This window comes from uncultured Pseudokineococcus sp. (assembly GCF_947499845.1).
GTDB lineage: Bacteria > Actinomycetota > Actinomycetes > Actinomycetales > Quadrisphaeraceae > Pseudokineococcus.
Map to the genome: position 1 here is coordinate 39,817 of NZ_CANMPM010000008.1, position 19,702 is coordinate 59,518.

Below are 19,702 nucleotides of genomic sequence, written 5' to 3' on the forward strand. Positions count from 1 at the left end.
CGCGACGTCAGCCGGCAGCCGTCGCGGGCCACGGCTCCGCGCCAGGCCCCTGCTCCTGCGGGTAGCCCTCGTCGTCGAGGCGGCGCTGGACCTGCTGCTCCTGCTCGACCCAGCGTCGTCGCGCGTCCAGGGACCCGTGCCGGACGGCGAGCCGGATGACCCAGGAGGCCGCGAAGAGCCCCAGCGCGATGACGGCGAGGTAGAGGATCACCCCGAGGAGCAGGAAGGGGACCTCAGGCACGGACATGCACCCCGCGCTGGAGCGAGCCACCACCTGGCGTCAGGCGGTGACGTCAGGGCTGGTCCTCGCGGAGGCGGTCGACGGCGACCGGGCGCACCTCCCCGGCGACCTCCAGGGCCATGAGGGCGGCGCCGAGGATGGCGTCGCCCGCGGGCGGGACGAGGAGCGTCGGGTCCGCGCCGGGCACGACGAGGGCCTCGCGCAGGCGCTCGCGGAAGGCCGGGTCGCTCGCCACCCCGCCGGTGGTGCTGACGCGCACCGGTCCTCGTCCGACGAGGGGCGCGAGGAGCAGGACGCCGCGGGCCGTGCGCTCGGCCAGGGCGCGCACGGCCCGGTCCGCCAGCGGGCTGGTGCTCGCGGCCGCCGTGACGAGGGGGGCGAGACCGCCGTAGCGACGGGTGACCGCGTGCCGTCCTGCCCGGTCGACCTCCAGCGCGGCGGTGCGCAGCCCCGCGGCGTCGGCGGCGCCCCAGGCCGCGAGCAGCGCCGCGACGAGGTCGGCGTCGTCCGGTCCGGCGGCGCCGACGAGCACCTGCTGCACGGCCTCGAAGGCGAGGTGCCGGGCGCCGCCGGCGTAGTGGGCCAGCTGCCCGTTCTCGACCTCGGAGCCGTCGTCGGTGATGGCGAGGACCATCGAGCCGGTCCCGGCGACCACGACGACGCCGGGCTCGCCGGCCAGCGCGCCCCGGTGGGCGGTCACCGCGTCGTTCACGACGACCTGCGGGCACGCCAGCTCCGGGAGGGCGTAGGCGGAGCGCGCCCACTCCAGGCTGCGGTCCCCGTGGTCGCCGCCGCGCCGGCTCACGCCCGCCACCCCGGCCACGAGGGCGCGCGCGTCCTCGCGCGCGAGGTCGCCGGACCGCAGCGCCTCGAGGACGGTCTCCTGCAGGTGCGCGACGGCGTCGTCGTCGTGGTGCCAGGCGCCCGCGGGTCCCGTGGCGCCGCTCAGCCGCCGCCCCTCCAGGTCGACGCACGCGACGCGCGTGCGCGTCCCGCCCGCGTCCACCGCGACGACGTAGGGGCGGCCCGGGCGCGTCGTCGGCACGCCGCGACGCTAGGGCACGGCGGTCCCGCTCGTCGGGGACCCGCGGCCCTCGTCAGCCGCCGCCCTCGCCGGCCACGAGCCAGGGGCCCCCGTCGTCGCGGACGAGCAGGAAGGACCAGACCGTCGGGCCGTCGGGCAGGGACGCGTCCCCGCCGCCCAGCACGAAGGTGGTGCGCACGTCGACCGTCTCGTCGTGACCACCGGCGGGGCTCTCGCCGGTGGAGGCGTCCTCGTCGGTGGGCCGCTCCTCGGCCGGCTCGACGAGGAGCTCGCGGACGCTCACGGCGGGCCCCGCCGCGAGGCCGGAGCCGGACTCCTCGTGCTCCGGGGTGGACAGCGACCGTGCGGCGTCCTCGTCGCCCGCCTGGACCGCGGCGAGGTAGGTCGCGACGACGACCTCGGGCGGGCTGCCCGCGGCGAGGGTCGGCACCCGCGGGCCGCCGCAGCCGGCGACGGCGAGCAGGGGGAGTAGGGGGAGCAGGGGGAGGACCGGCAGGAGCCGCGCAGCGCGCACGGCGTGATCCTGGTGCGCCGCGGCCGGGCGCGACGGCGGTTCCGGTGCACCTGCGCCGGCTGCGCCCCGCTGGAGCAGCCGCGGCCCTCGCGCCACGGGCGTGCGCGACGATGCGCCGGTGACGAGCGCCGAGCAGCCCCTGGGCGACCTGGACCGCACGGCTCTGGTCGTCGTCGACGTCCAGCGCGGCTTCGAGGACCCCTCCTGGGGCGTGCCCGGGCCGGAGCACCTCGGCCACGTGCTCGCGCTGCTCGACGCCTGGCGGGCGGCCGGGCGCCCCGTGGTGCTCGTGCGCCACGACTCGACGACGCCGGGCTCGCCGCTGGCCCCGGGCCAGCCCGGCAACGACCTCGTCGACGGCGTCGACGGGCCGCACGACCTGCTCGTCGTGAAGTCGGTGAACAGCGCCTTCCACGGCGAGCCGGACCTCGACGCGTGGCTGCGCGCCGAGGCGGTCGACGGCCTCGTCGTCTGCGGCACCACGACCAACCACTGCTGCGAGACCACCGCCCGCGTGGGCGGGAACCTCGGGCACCGCGTCCTCTTCGCCCTCGACGCGACGTCGACCTTCGCCCGCACCGCTCCCGACGGGACCGTGCTCACCGCCGAGGAGCTCATGCGCGCGACCGCCACGAACCTCCACGGCGAGTTCGCGACCGTCGTCAGCACCGCGCAGCTGCTCGGGCGCTGACGCCCGTGCGCCGGCCCGTCGACCGCGCCGCCCGCGTGACCGGTCGGCTGGGGTGCGGTCTCACCCGGGCGGGGGCGGTCGGAGGACCAGGTCCCCCGGCGCCGGTGAGGTCTCGGCGAGGACGTCGGCCGGCGTGGCGCGGACGCGGACGTCGACGCGCCAGCCGGGCCCGGCGTCGCCGAGGAGCTCGCGACGCACGGCCACCTCCAGCGGCGCTCCGGGGGGCAGCCGGCGCGAGACCAGGTCCGCCCGCCCGGGCACGGGAGCGGTGCTCTCCACCGCGAGCGCGACCAGGTCCCAGGCGTCCAGCGCGGGATGGGGGCGGCGCCGGGCGACGGTGCCGGTGACCCGGGTCAGGTTCGGGGCCGGCGCGACCACGCCCGCACCCCGTCCGTCGCGCCCCCTCCCGCCGCCGACGGGTCCTCCCCACCCAGGGCTGCGGCCGCCCGCGCGACCACCTGCTGCAGACGGCCCAGCTCCTCCTCGACCCGGGCGAGGCGCGCGGCCACGTCACCTCCGCCGCCGTCGCCTCCGCCGCCGTCGCCTCCGCCGCCGTCGAGGTCGACGTGCACCCGCATGGCGTCGGAGGAGTCGGGGACGCGGGTGACGGCGACCCGGCTGTCCTGGCCGGCGTGGGTGGTCGTCGCGGGGTTCGAGGTGGCGTCCAGGGTGCGGTTGCCCGTCCACCCGGGGTAGGGGTCGCCGCCGTCGCCGCGGTTGGCGGCGCGCTCGAGGTCCTGCGAGCCGTCGGCCTGCAGGAGACCCACGAGGTAGCGGCTCTCGTCGCTGTTGTCGGGCTGCTCCTCGTCGACGTGCCAGACCAGCAGCCCGTCGCCGGGCAGCTCGCGGTCGAACCCGCGCAGGCGCCGGTTCTCCAGCAGGAAGTGCTCCGGTCCCGCCGCGCCGACCACGGGCACGCGGTGGACGGTCCGGCTGGCGGCGACGTCGACGACCTCGACGTCTCCGGTGGCGGTGACGTCCTGCACCGCGACCCACCCCTGGTCGGCCTTGCACCAGGCCGACGGGTGGGCTGGCATGTCGCCGCCGCCGTTCCACGAGCCGCCGCCCATGAGGCACCAGTTCCCCACGCCCTCCGAGGTGCCGTCGACGTCGTACAGGTCCGGCCAGCCCAGCAGCAGGTGGCCCAGCTCGTGCGCGCTCACCCCGAGCCTCGCGTCCTCGGGGATGGTCAGGTAGGCGTACACGCGGGTGCCGTCGACCGCTCGCTCGGCGGGCAGCACCCACTTGTGCGACCAGAGGTCGCCCGGGTCGCCGGTCTCCTCCCCGCCCCGACCGGCGTGCACGACGACGAAGGCGTCCACGTAGCCGTCGCCGTCGTTGTCGTAGGGCGTGAGGTCGACCTCCGCGTCGGCGGCGGCCGCGGCGTCGTCGGCCATGACGTTCGCGCGGGGCTCCCCGCTGGGGCGACCGATGCCGAAGCCGCCGTTGGCGTACCACTCCAGCGTCCGCGGCAGCGTGAGCGGCCCGACGACCTCCCCGACGACGTCGAGGAGCCCGCCGGAGACCTCGGTGAAGTAGTCGTTGACGCTGCCGGTGCTCGACGAGCCGCGGGAGAAGAACAGCTCCTCGTACTCCGCCGGCGACCTGCCGAGGGAGCGGTCGGGGAACTCCACGAGGACGACGACGACGCGCACCCGCCCGCGCAGCGGCGCCCGTGCCGCCGCGGCCCGGCGGACCTGCGCCGCGGTGGCGCCGGGCGGGAAGCGGTCGGGCGGGACGATGACGCCGTCGTCGAGCCCGAAGTACCGCCGCTGTCCGGCGAGGGCGGACGCCAGGGCGTCCGCGCCCCGCGCCTCGTCGGCGCGCTCCAGCAGGCGGCGCCGCAGGTCGGGGCTGGGAGCCACGGCGCAGAAGCCGGAGGAGGACCCCTCCCGGGCCCGGTGCTCGTCCACAGCCTGGTACCCGTCCACGGACCACCTCCGGGCCCGCGGGGCGCCGGGCCCGGTGCTGGGCGCGGGGGCGGGAGCGCACGAAGGAGTACTCCGGCGGACCGGACGCGTCAAGGGTCCGGGCGTCCGGGGTCGGGGGGCCGGCGGGCGGGGGACGCCGCCGTCAGCCGCCCGCGCCCACCAGGCGCGTCGGCAGGCAGGCCTCGCCGCGCGCCAGCCGCCGCGCCGAGGCGGGCAGCTCGGCGCGGGCGTCGTCGTGCCGGTGGGCCGCCGCGCGGACGCCCTCGGCGCCGGTGGCCCCCTCCGCGACGACGCGCCCGCCCTCGACCAGCGGCACCTGCAGCGGGCGGGCCCCGGGCACCGGGGCGGTGGCCCCGTCGGCGTGCTCGACGACGAGCACCTCGGCGCTCGCCACGCCGGAGGAGAGCTCGCGCCACGCGCGCTTCGCCCCGGCGACGCCCTGCTTGTGCTGGCTCGCCTTGGCCACGCCCTGCAGGCGCCCGTCCCGGCCCTCCCGGGCGACCATCTTGTAGACGAGGCCCGCCGTCGGCTGGCCGCTGCCGGTGACGAGGCTCGTGCCGACGCCGTAGCTGTCGACCGGCGCGGCGGCGAGGGCGGCGATGGCGTGCTCGTCGAGGTCGCTCGTCACGGTGATCTTCGTCCGGGTCGCGCCGAGCCCGTCGAGGCGGCGGCGGACGTCGTGGGCCAGCTCCGCGAGGTCGCCCGAGTCGAGCCGGACGGCGCCGAGCTCGGGGCCGGCGAGGGCCACGGCGCGCTCGACGGCGGCGGCCACGTCGTAGGTGTCGACGAGCAGCGTCGTCGACGGGCCGAGGGCGGCCACCTGGGCGGCGAAGGCGGCGTCCTCGTCGTCGTGCAGCAGCGTGAAGGCGTGCGCCGACGTGCCGATGGTCGGCAGGCCGTAGCGGCGGCCCGCCGCGAGGTTCGACGTCCCGGAGAAGCCCGCCACCGCCGCGGCCCGGGCGGCCGCCACGGCGGCCTCCTCGTGCGTGCGTCGGGAGCCCATCTCCAGGCAGGGGCGGCCGTCGGCGGCGGCCGTCATGCGCGAGGCCGCCGACGCGACGGCGCTGTCGTGGTTGAGCACCGACAGGACGAGGGTCTCGAGGACGACGGCCTCGGCGAAGGTGCCCCGCACCGTCAGCAGGGGGGAGCCGGGCAGGTAGACCTCCCCCTCGGGGTAGCCCTCGACGTCACCGCGGAAGCTCCAGGACGCCAGGTGCTCGACCGTCCGGGCGTCGACGACCCCCTCGCGCTCGAGCCAGGCGAGGTCGTCGTCGGAGAACCGCAGGTCGGGCAGCACCTCGAGCAGCCGCCCGGTGCCCGCCACGACGCCGTAGCGGCGCCCGTGGGGCAGCCGGCGGGCGAAGACCTCGAAGACGCACCGCCGCCCGGCGGTGCCGTCGGCCAGCGCGGCCTGCAGCATCGTCAGCTCGTAGCGGTCGGTCAGCAGCGCCGAGGTGCCCACGCGGGCGACCGTAGCCCCCCGACCCTCCGTCCTAGGGTGGCCCTGTGAGCGCGACCACCTGGCCGGCAGCGGCGGCGCCGGCCGCCCGTCCGTCGGCGTCCCCGGTGGTCGTCGGGGCGGCGCCCGTGGTGGCGTCCGTGGCGCCGGCCGAGGCCGAGGAGGCCGTCGCCGCCGAGGCGCCGAGCACGGAGCGGCCCTGGGTGACCATCGTGTGGAACGACCCGGTCAACCTCATGTCCTACGTGACCTACGTGTTCCAGAGCTACTTCGGCTACTCGCGCGCCAAGGCCGAGCGCCTCATGCGCGACGTCCACGACGAGGGCCGCGCGGTCGTGTCGTCGGGCTCGCTGGAGGAGATGGAGCGCGACGTCGAGGCGATGCACGGCTTCGGCCTCTGGGCGACCTTCTCGCACGACAGCTGACCCTCCTCGGGCCGCCCCGAGGAGGACGAAGGAGGACCCGTGGCCCGCCGCTTCCGCCGCACCCGCAAGGGCATCACCGCGGGCTTCGAGCCCCAGGAGGCCGAGCTCGTCGCCGGCCTGCTCGACGACGTGGCGCGGCTGCTCGACGGCGCCGCCGGCGAGGCCGGGGCGGACGCCGGGCGCGAGGGGGAGGACCCCCTGGAGGCACTGGCCCGCCAGCTCGACGCGGCGCCCGCCGACGCCCCCGAGGACCCGGCGCTCGCCCGCCTCCTGCCGGCCGCCAGCCGGGACGACGACGAGGCCGCCGCGGAGTTCCGCCGCTTCACGCAGGAGGGGCTGGCCGACCGCAAGCGCGCCGCGCTGCTGACGGCGTCCGCCACGCTGCGACGCCCGCCGCCGCTCCTGCTCACCGACGACGAGGCGCGGGCGTGGGTGACCGCCCTCACCGACCTGCGGCTCGTGCTGGCCCAGCGCCTCGGCCTGGAGACCGACGACGACGCCGCTCTCGTCGCGCTGCGGGCCGCCGAGGCCGACGAGGACGACCCGACGTCGTGGACGGCGAGCATCTACGACTTCCTCACCTGGCTGCAGGAGGGCCTGGCCGAGGTGCTGCTGCGCGACCTGCCGGCCGCCGGAGGGCCGCCCCGGCGCTGACGGCCGCCCGGCGCCACCGGCGGGCACGGCCGTCGTCCGCACCGGCGCGGCCCGGCGCGGCCCGGGCGCGACGTCGGCCGCCCGGCCTACCCTGCCCCCGTGGCGGACGACCCGATCGGCATCTTCGACTCCGGGTTCGGCGGCCTCACGGTCGCCCGGGCCGTGCTCGACCAGCTGCCCGACGAGCCCGTGCTCTACGTCGGCGACACCGCGCGCCAGCCCTACGGCCCGCGGCGGATCGCCGAGGTGCGGCGGTACGCCCTGGAGTGCCTCGACGAGATGGTCGACCGCGGGGTCAAGCTCCTCGTCATCGCCTGCAACTCGGCCAGCGCCGCCGTGCTCCACGACGCGCGGGAGCGCTACGACGTCCCCGTCGTCGAGGTCATCCGCCCGGCCGTGCGCCGGGCGTCCGCGGTCACGCGGTCGGGCCGCGTCGGCGTCATCTGCACGCAGGCGACGGCGACGTCGCGCGCCTACGAGGACGCCTTCGCCGCGGCGCCCCTCCTGCAGGTGACGACGCGCGCCGTCCCGCGCTTCGTCGAGTTCGTCGAGGCCGGCGTCACCACGGGGCCCGAGCTCATGGCCGAGGCCCGGCGCGCGCTCGCGCCCCTGCAGGAGGCCGGCGTCGACGTCCTCGTCCTCGGGTGCACCCACTACCCGCTGCTCACCGGCGTCCTGTCGCTCGTCATGGGCCCCGCCGTCAGCCTCGTCAGCAGCGCCGAGGAGACGGCCCAGGAGGTCTACCGCGCGCTCGTCGAGAACGGCCTCGAGCGGCCCCCGGGGAGCCCGTCACCGGAGCACCGCTTCCTCACCACCGGGGACCCGGACGCCTTCACGGCCCTGGCCCGGCGCTTCCTCGGCCCCGAGGTGGCGCTCGCGGAGAGCGCCGGGCTCCTCACCACCGGCGCGGGCCGGTGAGGGCGTGAGCGGCGGCCGGCCGTGCGCCTGACGGTCGTCGGCTGCTCCGGCTCGCTGCCCGGGCCCGGCGGCGCCGCCTCCTGCTACCTCCTCGAGGCGGACGAGGGGCCGGGGCGCCGGTGGCGGGTGCTGCTCGACCTGGGGAGCGGGGCCCTCGGCCCGCTGCAGCGCCTCGTGGACCTCCACGCGCTCGACGCCGTCCTGCTCTCCCACCTCCACGCCGACCACTGCCTCGACCTCTGCGGGCTGCACGTGGCGCGCACGTACGACCCGGCGCTGCGCGAGCGCCCCGCCGGACGAGCGGAGCCGCTGACGGTCCTCGGACCCGCGGGCACGGCCGAGCACCTCGCGGCCGCCTACGGGCCCGGGGCCGCCCCCGAGCTGGCCGCCAGCTTCGCCGTCCGCACGTGGCGGGCGTGGACGCCCCTCGCCCTCGGCCCGTGGGACGTGCTCGTCGACCGGGTCGACCACCCCGTCGAGGCCTACGGGATCCGTCTGCGCGAGCGCGCCACCGGCGCCGTCCTCACGTACACGGGGGACACCGACGCCTGCCCCGCCGTGGTCGACCTCGCCCGGGACGCCGACCTGCTCCTCGCCGAGGCCGCCTTCCACGAGGGCCGCGACGCCCAGCGCGGCGTCCACCTCACGGGACGACGCGCCGCCGAGGTGGCGCGCGACGCCGGGGCGCGGTCCCTGCTGCTCACGCACCTGCCGCCGTGGAACGACCCCGCGCGCACCCTCGGGGAGGCCGGCGGGGCCGGCTACGCGGGGGCGGTGGCGCTCGCGGAGCCGGGCCTCGTCGTCGACGTGGGGCCCCCGCCCCGGCGGTGAGCGGCGGGCCGGGTGCGCGGGGAGAGGCCACGGGGAGGTCGGCCCCCGCGAGCAGGGTCGCGCGCAGGGCCCTGCGTACTGTCTGGACCCATGACGAGCCCCACCGGCCAGCCCGCCCGCCACGACGGCCGCGCGTCCGACGCGCTGCGCCCCGTCCGCCTCACCCGGCGCTGGCAGCAGGCCGGTGAGGGCAGCGTCCTCGTCGAGTTCGGCCAGACCCGGGTGCTGTGCACGGCCTCCCTCACCGAGGGGGTGCCCCGCTGGCGCAAGGGCTCCGGGCAGGGCTGGGTGACCGCGGAGTACGCCATGCTCCCGCGGGCCACGAGCAGCCGCAGCGACCGGGAGTCGGTGCGCGGCAAGGTCGGTGGGCGCACGCACGAGATCTCCCGGCTCGTCGGCCGGGCGCTGCGCGCGGTCGTCGACACGAGGGCGCTGGGGGAGAACACCCTCGTCCTCGACTGCGACGTCCTCCAGGCCGACGGCGGCACCCGCACCGCGGCCGTCACGGGCGCCTGGACGGCGCTGGCCGAGGCCGTCCAGTGGGCCCGCGGCGAGGGCCTCGTGAAGCGGGACCCGCTGCGCGGCAGCGTCTCCGCCGTCAGCGTCGGCGTCAGCGACGGCCGCCCCGTGCTCGACCTGGACTACGTCGAGGACTCCGCCGCCGACACGGACATGAACGTCGTCGCCACGGGCGACGGGCGCTTCGTCGAGGTCCAGGGCACCGCCGAGGGAGCGCCGTTCGACCGGGCCGAGCTCGACGCCCTGCTCGAGCTGGCCCTCGGCGGGTGCGCCACGCTCGCGCGCCTGCAGCAGGCGGCGCTCGCGGCGGCGCCGGGCACCACGGTCACGGCCGCCGACCTCGACGGCGGGGCCACGGGCGGCGCGGCGTGACCCCGGTGCGGGCGGTGCTGGCCACGCGCAACGCCCACAAGGTCGAGGAGATCGCGGTGCTCCTCGCGGGCCCGCTGCCCGCGCTCGAGCTGCTGCCCCTCGACGGGCCCGGGCTGCCGGCCGTCCCCGACGTCGTCGAGAGCGGCACCACCTTCGCCGCCAACGCGCTGCTCAAGGCCCGCGCCGCGTGCGCGGCCACCGGGCTGCCCGCGCTGGCCGACGACTCCGGCCTCTGCGTCGACGTCCTCGGGGGCGCGCCGGGCGTCTTCAGCGCCCGCTGGGCCGGCCGCCACGGCGACGACGCGGCCAACCTCGCCCTCCTCCTCGCCCAGCTGGCCGACGTCCCCGACGCCGAGCGCGGCGCGGCGTTCGTCTGCGCGGCCGCGCTCGTGCTCCCGGGCGGGGGCGAGGTCGTCCACCACGGGCGGCTCGGGGGCGTCCTCGCGCGGGCGCCGCGGGGGGCGGGCGGCTTCGGCTACGACCCGGCCGTGGTGCCCGAGGGGGAGACGCGCACGCTGGGGGAGATGAGCGCGGAGGAGAAGAACGCCGTCTCCCACCGCGCCCGGGCCTTCGGCGCCCTGGCGCAGGAGATGCCCGCGCTGCTGGGCTGACGAGGCGTCCGGGTGGCATCCGACCGGGCGGCGGGGCCGAACATGGGGCATGACCACCAGCGCCCCTCCCCAGCCCGTCCCCCGGCCCGGTGACGCCGGCCGCCGGCCCCGACGCCGCGGGACCACGGCCCTCGCGGCGCTGGCGGGCCTGCTCGCGGCGGCGCTGACGCTCGGCGTGGCCGAGGTCGTCGCGGCGGTGGTCGCCCCCTCGGCGGCCCCCGTCCTCGCGGTGGGGGACGCCTTCGTCGACCTCACGCCCGGGTGGCTCAAGGACTTCGCCATCTCCACGTTCGGCACGAACGACAAGCTGGCCCTGCTCGTGGGCATCGGCCTCGTGCTCGTCGTCCTCGCCTCGCTCGCCGGCGTGCTCGGGCGCCGCCGGCGCGTCCTCGGCGACGTCCTGGTCATCGCCCTCGGCGTCGTCGGCGCCGTGGCGGCGGCCAGCCGCCCGGACGCGGTGACCCTCTCGCCGCTGCCCAGCCTCGTCGGCGCGGTCGGCGGCCTCCTCGCGCTGCACTGGCTCCTCGACCGCCTGCCGCGCCGGGGTGCGGCCCAGGACGACGGAACCTCGCGACGGGGGTTCCTCGTCGCCGCCGGCGCGACGGGGGGGCTCGCCGTCCTGTCCTTCGTCGGCGGCCGCGCCCTCGGGGCGGCGAGCCGCGGCGTCGCCTCCGTGCGCTCGGCCCTGCGCCTGCCGGCGCCGGCCGTGACCGCTCCGCCGGTGCCGGAGGGCGTGGACGTCGGGGGGGACGGCGTCGTCCCGTGGCAGACCCCCAACCCGGACTTCTACCGCATCGACACCGCGCTGACGGTGCCGCGCGTGGACCCCTCGACGTGGACGCTGCGCGTGCACGGCATGGTCGAGGAGGAGGTCGAGATCGACTTCGCGGAGCTGCTCGACTCGGAGCTGCTCGAGACCTGGGTCACGCTCACGTGCGTCTCGAACGAGGTCGGCGGCGACCTCATCAGCAACGCCCGCTGGCTGGGCCTGCCGGTCCGCGAGCTGCTGGCGCGCGCCCGTCCGACCGCGGACGCGGACATGGTGCTGTCGACGAGCGTCGACGGCTGGACGGCGTCCACGCCGCTCGAGGCGCTCGTCGACGACGACGTGGACGCGATCCTCGCGGTCGCCATGAACGGCGAGCCGCTGCCCACGGAGCACGGCTTCCCCGTCCGCATGGTCGTCCCCGGCCTCTACGGCTTCGTCTCGGCGACCAAGTGGGTCGTGGACCTCGAGGTCACCCGCTACGACCGGGCGACGGCGTACTGGACCGACCGCGGCTGGGCCGAGCGAGGGCCGATCAAGACGCAGAGCCGCATCGAGGTGCCGGAGCCGCTCTCGCGCCAGCCGGTCGGGCAGGCCGTGGCCGCCGGGACGGCGTGGGCGCAGGGCCGTGGCGTCGCGCGCGTCGAGCTGCAGCTGGACGACGGGGAGTGGCAGGAGGCCGAGCTCGCCGCCGCCTACAACGACCAGACGTGGGTGCAGTGGCGCTTCCCCTACGACCTGCCCGAGGGGTCGCACACCCTGACCGTCCGGGCGACGGACGAGACGGGCGCGACCCAGGTGCAGGAGCGGGTGCCGCCCATCCCGGACGGCGCGTCCGGCTGGCACTCGATCACCGTGACCGGCACGTCCGACGCCTGACCCGGTCGGGTGGGCGCAGGCGGCGCGGGCCGTCTCGAGATGCGCGCAGACCCGTTGTGCCGCACGGTACCCCGCCTCCGCCGGGCGCGTCACGAGCGGGTCACGATGCGGCGCAGGCCAATCCGCCGGCGGCCCGGTGACCGAAGACCTCACGACAGCACCACGGACGACCAGTGAAAGAGAGACCTCCCATGAAGCGCTCGACCAGCCTCGTCGCCGCCGGCGCCGCCGCCTTCGTCCTCACGCTCTCCGCCTGCGGCGGCGAGGAGCCCGCGGGCGGCACGGCCGACACCACGCCCGACTCGTCCATGGAGTCGCCGATGGCCAGCCCCACCGAGGACATGGGCGGGGACATGTCGACCCCCACCGACAGCATGACCGGGGGCACGGACATGGCGTCGATGCTCGTCGGCCCGGGCTGCGCCGGCTACGCCGAGGCCAACCCCGACGGCGCCGGCTCCGTCGACGGCATGGCCCAGGACCCGGTGGCCACGGCGGCGAGCAACAACCCGCTGCTGACCCAGCTCACGGCGGCCGTCTCCGGCCAGCTCAACCCCGACGTGAACCTCGTGGACGACCTCAACGGCGCCGAGGACATCACCGTCTTCGCGCCGGTCGACGAGGCCTTCGCGGCCCTCGACCAGGCCACGCTCGACATGCTGAGCTCGCCCGAGGGCGCGCAGACCCTCACCGACGTGCTCACCTACCACGTCGTCACGACGCCCGTGGACCCGCAGTCGCCCGACGGCGACTACGACACCCTCCTCGGCGAGCAGCTGTCCGTCAGCGGCAGCGGCGACGACATCATGGTCAACGCCGACAGCGACAACCCGGCGTCGGTCATCTGCGGCGGGGTCCAGACGGCCAACGCGACCGTCTACCTCATCGACGCGGTCCTCATGCCGCCGGCGATGTGACCTGAGCACCAGCACGGCCAGCACCGCCCGACGCCAGGAGGCGCCGCCCCTCGGGGCGGCGCCTCCTGGCGCGCTCGGTGCGGACGGCGGGGGTCGAACCCGCACACCCCTCCCGGGGCACGAGGACCTAAACCTCGCGTGTCTGCCAGTTCCACCACGTCCGCGCGCCCCTCCTCGCCCCCTGCAGCGCGGCAGGGCGCGGGCGGGAGAGCGGCCGCGAGCCTACGGCGTCAGGCGTCCACGCCGAGGGCCCGTCGCAGGCGCGCCACGTGGTCCTTGGCCTTCACGCCGTACGAGGCGTGGACGACCCTGCCGTCGGGCCCGACGACGACGGTCGAGCGGAGGACGCCGAGGGACAGGCGCCCGTAGGTCGACTTCTCGCCCCAGGCGCCGTAGGCCTCGAGGACGGCGTGGTCGACGTCGGAGGCCAGCGGGAAGGTCAGGCCCTCCTTCTCGGCGAAGCGGACCAGCCGCTCCGGCGCGTCGGGGGAGACGCCGACGACGTCGAAGCCCGCCCCCCGCAACTCCTCGAGGCTGTCGCGGAAGTCGACGGCCTGCGTCGTGCAGCCCGGCGTCATGGCGGAGGGGTAGAAGTACACGACGACGGAGCGGCCGGCGTAGGAGGCCAGGGACACCTCGCCGCCACCGGCCGTCGGCAGCGTGAACGCGGGGGCGACGTCGCCCTCCTGCAGGCGCCGCCCCGTCGAGGTCGTCGTGGGGGCGGGGGTCGTCGCCGAGACCGGCGGGGGAGTGGGGCCGGGGGCCGCGTCGGCGGGCTCCGCGCCCGTGGTGGGCTCGCTCATGGGGCGGAGGCTAGCCAGCGCCGGTGACGCCGCGGTCCGCGCGCCCGTCGCGCACCTCTCGTCCTGACCTGCCGCCCGCGGGTCCCCGCGATAGCGTCGCCGCCGAGATCTGCACGGCGCCTGCGGTGCCGCGCGCCACCGCACGCACCGACGCCAGCACCCCTCCAGGAGGACCCATGAGCACGCCCACCGGGCAGGCCCAGCAGCAGGGGCAGCGCACCGCGCCGCTGCCCTCCGACCCGGCGGAGCTGGAGAAGCTCAGCCGGGCCCAGCAGAACCAGCTCGCCTCGAGCGTCGCCGCGCTCAAGGACCGCGTGGCGCCCAAGAACGTCGCGCAGCGCACGGTGGCGGACGTCAAGGAGAAGGCCCGGGGCGCCGTCCTCACGCCCGAGGGCCAGCCCCGCACCGAGCGCATCGCCGCCATCGGCGCCGGTGTCGCCGGCCTCGTCGCGCTGCTCGCCCTGCGCGGCGCGCGCCGCCGCAAGCGCCGCGGCCGCCGCGAGGTCGAGAAGGCCGCCGAGCGGGGCCGCAAGCGCTCCTGAGCGCCTTCGCCGACGCACCAGCACGTGAGCCCTGCGGCCCGTCCGGGCGGCGGGGCTCACGTGCGTCCGGAGCCCGGGCGGCTCGGGGGAGGGCGGGTGCCGTCGACGGTCGCCGGTAGCGTCGGGGGGTGAGCCCAGCGGACACCCCAGCGCACAGCACCACCGAGCGCATGCCCGCGGCGCCCGCCCCGGGCCGCCCCGGTCCGGGCGAGCTCGGCCTGCGGATGCTGCACGACCGCGTGCTCGTCTCGACGGCCGAGGCCGGCGGGGAGCGCCGGTCGAGCGCCGGCATCGTCATCCCCGCCACGGCGGCCGTCGGCAAGCGGCTCACGTGGGCCGTCGTCATGGCGGTGGGCCAGCACGTGCGCCAGGTGCGCCTGGGCGACCGCGTCCTGTTCGACCCCGAGGCCCGCGGCGAGGTCGAGCTCGGCGGGCGCGAGTACCTCCTGCTGCGCGAGCGCGACCTCCACGCCGTCGCGGAGGCCGGGTCCGAGCAGGGCCGGACGGGGCTGTACCTCTGAGCGCCGCGCCCGCCCCGCCACCGGTGGCGCCGCCCGCGGCGCCGCGGAGGAACGCCCGCTACACGCCCGTGGAGGCCGACGGCCCGCTGCCGTGGCACATGGTCGCCGCGGTCCCGCGGATCCGCGCCGACCCCCTGGCCTTCCTCGCGTCGGTGCAGGCGCGCTGGGGCGACCTCGTCGCCTTCCCGATGCCGCGACTCCCCGTCGTCCTCGTCAGCTCTCCTGCGGCGGCCCGACGCGTGCTCGTGGACAACCACCGCGGCTGGTCGAAAAGGACGGCCCAGTACGGCGCGCTGTCCGCCGTCACCGGCTCGGGCCTGCTCACGAGCGACGGCGAGGTGTGGCGCGAGCGGCGCCGCACCGCCCAGGCCGCCTTCCACCCCGGCGGGCTCACCGCCGTGGCCGAGCAGTCGGTGGCCGCCGCCGCGCGGATGCGAGCCACGTGGCCGGCCGGAGGGGGCGTCGTCGACGTCGACGCCGGCGCCCTGCAGGCGACGCTGGAGGTCGTGGGGCGCACCCTCTTCGGCGCCGACGTCGCCGAGGACGGCGAGCGCCTCGTCCGCGCGGTCCTCGAGGCGCTCGAGGTCGTCGTCGGGCGGGTGCGGACGCCGCTGCCCGGCTGGCTGCCCACGCCGGCGCGCCGCAGGCTCCGTCGCGCCGTGGCCGAGCTCGACGCGGCGAGCGCCGCCGTCGTCGCGCGCCGCCGTGCGCAGGGGGCGGCCGGCGAGGACCTGCTGGGCCTGCTGCTGCGGGCCGTGGACAGCGGCGACCTGGCGCCCGAGGGCCTGCGGGACGAGCTGGTGACGATGGTCATCGCCGGGCACGAGACGGTCGCGTCGGCGCTGACGTGGACGCTGCACCTCCTCGCCCAGGAGCAGGGCGCCCAGCGCCGCGTCGCCGAGGAGCTCGACGCGGTCCTCGGCGGCGGGGACGAGCGGGGCGGGCGGGCGCCCGCGTGGGAGGACCTGCGCGCCCTCGTGCGCACGCGCGCCGCCGTCGAGGAGTCGCTGCGGCTCTTCCCGCCCGCGTGGGTGGTGAGCCGGCGCGCCGTCGCCGAGGACGTGCTCGACGGCGTCACCGTGCCGACGGGGACGACGGCGATCATCAGCCCGTGGCTGCTGCACCGGCGCCCCGAGCTCTTCCCCGAGCCGGAGGCCTACCGCCCGGAGCGCTTCGAGGAGGGCCTCTCCCGCGGGGCCCGGACCGCCTACACGCCCTTCGGCGCCGGACCCCGGCTGTGCATCGGGCGGGACTTCGCGCTCGTCGAGACGACCCTCGTGCTCGCCGAGCTGCTGCGCGGGGCGTCGGTGCACCCGGCGCCGGGGGCGCGGGTGCGCGTCGACGCCCTCGTGACGATGCGCCCCCGCGACGGCCTGCGGGTGGAGGTGCGGCCGCGCTGACCGCGAGGGCGCCGTCGTCGTCGGCGGCGCTCGGGGAGCGCGGTCAGGAGGAGGCGTCGACGAGCGGGGCGCCGTCGGCGGGCTGCAGGCGCACGCCGCGGGGGTCGTCGAGGTCGGTGGCGGCGACGAAGACGACGTCGCCCTCGTCGCCCGGGCCCACGACGCCCGTGAGGCCCGCCGTCAGCTCGACGGCGCGCACGGCCGCGTCGTCGTCGTCCGCCCGGCGGTCCGCCCAGCCGGACAGCGCGTCGGAGGCGCGCTCCAGGCGCACCTGCCGCCCGTCCGCGGTGACGACCTCGACGCGCGGCAGGTCGACCACCTGGTCGCCCTCGGTGTTGTCGACGCGGACGACCACCCAGCAGACCGGGCCGGCGTCGGCGTCCTCCCGGTAGTCCTCGAGCTCCTCGACCGCGTCGTCGTCGTCCTCGGCGGGCACGACGACGACCATCTCAGCGCCGCCGGCCGAGAGCTCGAGCTCGCGGGCGTCGTCGGGGTCGCCGCAGTCCTCCAGCTCCTCGCGCGCCTCCTCGGCGCGCTCGTCCGCGGCCTCCTGCGCGTCCTGGCGGGCGTCCTCCCGGGCGTCGGCCCGGTCGTCGAGCCGGTCCGCGGCGTCCGGCTCGAGGGCGGCGACGCGGTCGGCGGCGTCCCCGGTCTCGTTCCACGGGCTCATGTCGATGGCGTCGCGCGGCAGGTCGCGGGCGCCGGAGCAGCCGGCGAGCACGGCGCTCGAGAGCACGAGCGCGAGGACGGGGGCGGGGCGGCGGCGCACGGCGTCTCCTGTCGGCGGGGGCGGGTGGGCGCGACGCTACGGCGGGCGCCCCGGCCCCGCCCGTCCACGGCCCGGGGACGCCGGGCCGTGGACGGTCGCCGCCGTCAGCCCGCCAGGGGGAGCCGGACGGTGACGAAGCTGTGCGCGGGCACGTGCACGCGGAGCACCGAGCCGTCCACCGACGCCTCGTGCGCAGCGGGTGTGACGGCGTCCGGCTGCTCCACGGTGTTGTGGGCCGAGGTCGAGGCGGCCGTGAGCACGGTGGCCTCCGGCGCGCCGACGGCGCCCCCGCGCAGGTCGAGATCGACGTCCACCCCGCCGCCCGTCTCGAGGTTGGTCAGCGAGACCAGGACGGCGCCGTCCTTCGTGCTGGCGGTCGCCGTCAGCGTCGTGAGGTCCGTCCCGCCGACGGAGCGCACCGGCTCCGCGGTGCGCCACGCGAGCGGCAGGCGGGCGGCGTCGTGGTGCCCGCGGTTCATCGTGAAGGCGTGGTACGTCGGCGTGAGGACCATGGCCTCGCCGTCGGTGAGCACCATGGACTGCAGCACGTTGACCGTCTGGGCGATGTTGGCCATGACGAGCCGCTCCGCGTGGCGGTGGAAGGCGTCGAAGTGCAGGCCGGCCAGGAGCGCGTCGCGGAGGCTGTTCTGCTGGAACAGGAAGCCCGGGTTCGTGCCCGGCTCGACGTCGTACCAGGCGCCCCACTCGTCGAGGACGAGCCCGACCCGGCGCTCGGGGTCGTAGGCGTCCATGACGGCGGCGTGGCCGGACAGGATCCCCTCGAGCTTCTGCGCCTCGACCATCGTGCGGAAGTACTCGTCCTCGTCGAAGTCGGTGGCGCTGCCCTTGTGCTCCCAGGGCCCCGGCACCGTGTAGTAGTGGAACGAGACGGCCTGGTAGGTGCCCGTGCCGTGGCCGGTCCGTCGCGTCCCGCCGATCTCGTGGCCGAGGGCCTTCATGAGGACCTCGGTCCAGCGGTAGTCGGCCTCGGCCGCCCCCGCCGCGATCCGGTAGAGCTCGTTGCCCCCGTGGTCGCGGCTGTAGGTGCCGAAGGTCCGCGCCAGGTCGGCGTAGGCCTCGGCGCGCATGCCGCCGCCGCAGCCCCACGGCTCGTTGCCGAGGCCCCAGAAGCGCACGGGCCAGGGCTCGTCGCGCCCGTTGGCCCGGCGCAGCGCGGCCATGGGGCTGTCGTCGGCGCGGGTGAGGTACTCGACCCAGTCCGCGTTCTCGTGCACCGTGCCGGAGCCGACGTTGGCCGAGACGTACGGCTCGGCCCCGAGGAGCTCGCACAGCGCCATGAACTCGTGGGTGCCGAAGCTGTTGTCCTCCACCACGTCGCCCCAGTGGCTGTTGACCATGCGGGGGCGCTCCTCGCGCGGGCCGACGCCGTCGCGCCAGTGGTACTCGTCGGCGAAGCAGCCGCCCGGCCAGCGCAGGTTGGGGATGCCGGCGGCGCGCAGGGCCTCGACGACGTCGAGGCGGATGCCGCCCTCGTTGGGGACGTCGGAGTCCTCCCCGACGAAGAAGCCGTCGTAGATGCAGCGGCCGAGGTGCTCGGCGAAGTGGCCGTAGAGGTGGCGGCTGATGGTGGGGCCCGGCAGGTCGAGGTCGACGACGCCGGAGGCGCGCGCGGCGGCCGTCGGGCTCGCGTCCGTCGTCTCGGGGGAGCGGTCGGTGGTCATCGCGGTCTCCTCGGGTGGGGCGGGCGCCGGTCCTCGTCGCCCGGCTCGCCGCCTGTTGTATCGATAAACTCGGCGGCTGTCCACGCCCCGCCGGGCGTGGTGGCGCTGCTAGCGTCGCCGTCCGTCCGCCGCCCGCGGCACGAGCGCTGGAGGTCCGACGTGGTCACCATGCGTGACGTCGCGACCGCCGCCGGCGTCTCCCCGATGACGGTCTCCAACGTCCTCACGGGGCGCCGGGCGACGAGCCCCGAGGTGCGCCGAGCCGTGCTGGAGGCCAGCGAGAGGCTCGGCTACCGCCTCAACGTGGCCGCCCGCAGCCTGCGGCGCGGGCGCACCGGGGTCGTGGGCCTGGCCGTCCCGTCCCTGGACGCGCCGTACTTCGGCCAGCTCGCGGGGCGCCTGGCCGCGCGGCTCGCGCGCGAGGGGCTGCGCCTGGTCGTCGAGCAGACCGGCGCCAGCCCCGAGGGGGAGGCGGCGGCGGTGCGGGACTCGCGCGGCGGCGCCTACGACGGCCTCGTGCTGTCCGCCGTGGGGCTGGGCGGTGACGTCCGCGCCCTCGCGGGCGACCTGCCGGTCGTCGCGCTGGGCGAGCGCCAGGACCTCCGGCGGGTGGACCACGTCGGCATGGCGAACAGCGAGGGCGCCCGTGCGGCGGCCGCGCTGCTGCTCGAGCGGGGGTGCCGGCGGCTCGCCGTCGTCGGCAGCCCCCCGTGGGAGCAGCTCGACGAGCCCGGGGGGCACGACGGCGACGCCTTCCGGCTGCGGGCGCGGGGCGTCCGCGACGCCGTCCGCGCGGTGCCCGGGGCGCGGGCCCGCGCGGTGACGTTCGGCACGGCGCTGGAGGACGGCGTCCGCTGCGGTCGCGCGCTGGCCGCGGGGGAGCCGGTGGACGGGGTGGTCGCCCTCACCGACACCCTCGCCCTCGGGGTGCTGCGGGGCCTCGCCGACGGCGGGCTGCGGGTGCCCGACGACGTGCTCGTCGTCGGCTTCGACGACGTCCGCGAGGCCGCCACGAGCGTGCCGTCGCTGTCGAGCGTGGCGCCCGGGCACGACGCGATGGTCGAGGAGGTGGTCCGCCTCCTGCTGCGCCGCATGGCCGACCCGGCGGCGGCCGAGGAGGACGTCGTCGCGCCCTTCGCGGTCGTCGAGCGGGAGTCGACGGGCCGGGGCGCGGTCGGCCGCGGCTGAGGCGCCCGACCGCCGTGGCGGCCG

At 77.5% G+C, this 19,702-nt stretch carries 22 protein-coding genes and 1 tRNA gene; 13 read left to right on the top strand and 10 right to left on the bottom strand.

The features are described from left to right. Positions 1-7: 7 nt before the first annotated feature. From Q0789_RS09290 to Q0789_RS09300, 3 genes are read right to left on the bottom strand one after another with little or no spacing between them, the layout of a single operon-like run. Positions 8-247, bottom strand: a complete 240-nt coding sequence (locus Q0789_RS09290; protein WP_298804461.1) for a hypothetical protein — start codon at positions 245-247, stop codon at positions 8-10. A gap of 46 nt (positions 248-293) precedes the next feature. Further along, the gene (locus Q0789_RS09295) at positions 294-1,286 is read right to left on the bottom strand and encodes a BadF/BadG/BcrA/BcrD ATPase family protein (RefSeq protein ID WP_298804463.1); all 993 of its coding nucleotides are present in this window, start codon (positions 1,284-1,286) and stop codon (positions 294-296) included. A gap of 52 nt (positions 1,287-1,338) precedes the next feature. Then, positions 1,339-1,800: a hypothetical protein gene (locus Q0789_RS09300; protein WP_298804465.1), complete on the bottom strand. Its 462-nt coding sequence runs from the start codon at positions 1,798-1,800 to the stop codon at positions 1,339-1,341. Between the two features lie 118 nt (positions 1,801-1,918). Here Q0789_RS09300 and Q0789_RS09305 point away from each other — a divergent pair, with 118 nt between their 5' ends. After that, complete coding sequence (locus Q0789_RS09305) at positions 1,919-2,491, top strand: cysteine hydrolase family protein (protein WP_298804467.1); 573 nt, start codon at positions 1,919-1,921, stop codon at positions 2,489-2,491. A gap of 60 nt (positions 2,492-2,551) precedes the next feature. Here the strand turns inward: Q0789_RS09305 and Q0789_RS09310 are convergent, their stop codons facing one another. The 3 genes from Q0789_RS09310 to Q0789_RS09320 form a co-directional block, all read right to left on the bottom strand. Then, entirely contained in the window at positions 2,552-2,869 is a 318-nt protein-coding gene (locus Q0789_RS09310) for a hypothetical protein (RefSeq protein WP_298804469.1), read from the bottom strand. Next, positions 2,845-4,422, bottom strand: a complete 1,578-nt coding sequence (locus Q0789_RS09315) for a M6 family metalloprotease domain-containing protein (protein ID WP_298804471.1) — start codon at positions 4,420-4,422, stop codon at positions 2,845-2,847. Before Q0789_RS09315 ends, Q0789_RS09310 begins: the two co-directional genes overlap by 25 nt. Before the next feature lie 142 nt (positions 4,423-4,564). Beyond that, entirely contained in the window at positions 4,565-5,884 is a 1,320-nt protein-coding gene (locus Q0789_RS09320; protein ID WP_298804473.1) for a nicotinate phosphoribosyltransferase, read from the bottom strand. 137 nt (positions 5,885-6,021) lie between these two features. Between Q0789_RS09320 and clpS the strand changes: the two genes are divergently transcribed. The 8 genes from clpS to Q0789_RS09360 all read left to right on the top strand — a co-directional run bounded on the left by clpS (position 6,022) and on the right by Q0789_RS09360 (position 12,773). Next, a complete protein-coding gene (gene clpS, locus Q0789_RS09325; RefSeq protein ID WP_363326085.1) occupies positions 6,022-6,306 on the top strand; it encodes an ATP-dependent Clp protease adapter ClpS in 285 nt (94 codons plus the stop codon). Positions 6,307-6,345: 39 nt separating this feature from the next. Next, positions 6,346-6,960: a DUF2017 domain-containing protein gene (locus Q0789_RS09330; protein ID WP_298804477.1), complete on the top strand. Its 615-nt coding sequence runs from the start codon at positions 6,346-6,348 to the stop codon at positions 6,958-6,960. 99 nt (positions 6,961-7,059) lie between these two features. Beyond that, a complete protein-coding gene (murI, locus tag Q0789_RS09335) occupies positions 7,060-7,878 on the top strand; it encodes a glutamate racemase (RefSeq protein WP_298804479.1) in 819 nt (272 codons plus the stop codon). 21 nt (positions 7,879-7,899) lie between these two features. Beyond that, positions 7,900-8,709, top strand: coding sequence for an MBL fold metallo-hydrolase (locus tag Q0789_RS09340; protein ID WP_298804481.1), 810 nt, complete (start codon positions 7,900-7,902; stop codon positions 8,707-8,709). Between the two features lie 90 nt (positions 8,710-8,799). Continuing rightward, on the top strand, positions 8,800-9,600 hold the full coding sequence (gene rph, locus Q0789_RS09345; protein WP_298804483.1) for a ribonuclease PH: 801 nt from the start codon (positions 8,800-8,802) through the stop codon (positions 9,598-9,600). Beyond that, on the top strand, positions 9,597-10,211 hold the full coding sequence (gene rdgB / locus Q0789_RS09350; protein ID WP_298804485.1) for an RdgB/HAM1 family non-canonical purine NTP pyrophosphatase: 615 nt from the start codon (positions 9,597-9,599) through the stop codon (positions 10,209-10,211). The genes rph and rdgB overlap by 4 nt, the downstream gene beginning before the upstream one ends. Positions 10,212-10,260: 49 nt before the next feature. Continuing rightward, positions 10,261-11,856 (top strand): molybdopterin-dependent oxidoreductase, encoded by a 1,596-nt coding sequence (locus tag Q0789_RS09355; RefSeq protein WP_298804487.1) that lies wholly within the window; start codon positions 10,261-10,263, stop codon positions 11,854-11,856. Positions 11,857-12,047: 191 nt separating this feature from the next. Next, positions 12,048-12,773: a fasciclin domain-containing protein gene (locus Q0789_RS09360; protein ID WP_298804488.1), complete on the top strand. Its 726-nt coding sequence runs from the start codon at positions 12,048-12,050 to the stop codon at positions 12,771-12,773. A gap of 78 nt (positions 12,774-12,851) precedes the next feature. On the opposite strand, the gene Q0789_RS09365 is transcribed toward Q0789_RS09360, so the two are convergent. Both Q0789_RS09365 and bcp read right to left on the bottom strand, forming a co-directional pair. Beyond that, positions 12,852-12,937 (bottom strand) — tRNA-Leu (locus tag Q0789_RS09365). A gap of 66 nt (positions 12,938-13,003) precedes the next feature. Then, positions 13,004-13,576: a thioredoxin-dependent thiol peroxidase gene (bcp, locus tag Q0789_RS09370; RefSeq protein ID WP_298804490.1), complete on the bottom strand. Its 573-nt coding sequence runs from the start codon at positions 13,574-13,576 to the stop codon at positions 13,004-13,006. A 176-nt stretch (positions 13,577-13,752) separates the two neighbouring features. On the opposite strand from bcp, the gene Q0789_RS09375 reads away from it, so the two are divergent. The 3 genes from Q0789_RS09375 to Q0789_RS09385 all read left to right on the top strand — a co-directional run bounded on the left by Q0789_RS09375 (position 13,753) and on the right by Q0789_RS09385 (position 16,039). Next, entirely contained in the window at positions 13,753-14,118 is a 366-nt protein-coding gene (locus Q0789_RS09375) for a DUF3618 domain-containing protein (protein ID WP_171202955.1), read from the top strand. A 170-nt stretch (positions 14,119-14,288) separates the two neighbouring features. Next, positions 14,289-14,639 carry a co-chaperone GroES gene (locus Q0789_RS09380; protein WP_366917702.1) on the top strand — a complete coding sequence of 117 codons (351 nt, stop codon included), beginning with the start codon at positions 14,289-14,291 and terminating at the stop codon, positions 14,637-14,639. A 68-nt stretch (positions 14,640-14,707) separates the two neighbouring features. Next, a complete protein-coding gene (locus Q0789_RS09385) occupies positions 14,708-16,039 on the top strand; it encodes a cytochrome P450 (RefSeq protein ID WP_298804494.1) in 1,332 nt (443 codons plus the stop codon). 43 nt (positions 16,040-16,082) lie between these two features. Here Q0789_RS09385 and Q0789_RS09390 read toward each other — a convergent pair whose 3' ends face one another. Next, positions 16,083-16,808 (bottom strand): hypothetical protein, encoded by a 726-nt coding sequence (locus Q0789_RS09390; protein ID WP_298804496.1) that lies wholly within the window; start codon positions 16,806-16,808, stop codon positions 16,083-16,085. Between the two features lie 104 nt (positions 16,809-16,912). Beyond that, the gene (locus Q0789_RS09395) at positions 16,913-18,490 is read right to left on the bottom strand and encodes an alpha-L-arabinofuranosidase C-terminal domain-containing protein (protein ID WP_298804498.1); all 1,578 of its coding nucleotides are present in this window, start codon (positions 18,488-18,490) and stop codon (positions 16,913-16,915) included. A 168-nt stretch (positions 18,491-18,658) separates the two neighbouring features. On the opposite strand from Q0789_RS09395, the gene Q0789_RS09400 reads away from it, so the two are divergent. Then, complete coding sequence (locus Q0789_RS09400) at positions 18,659-19,678, top strand: LacI family DNA-binding transcriptional regulator (protein ID WP_298804500.1); 1,020 nt, start codon at positions 18,659-18,661, stop codon at positions 19,676-19,678. Positions 19,679-19,702: the final 24 nt, after the last annotated feature.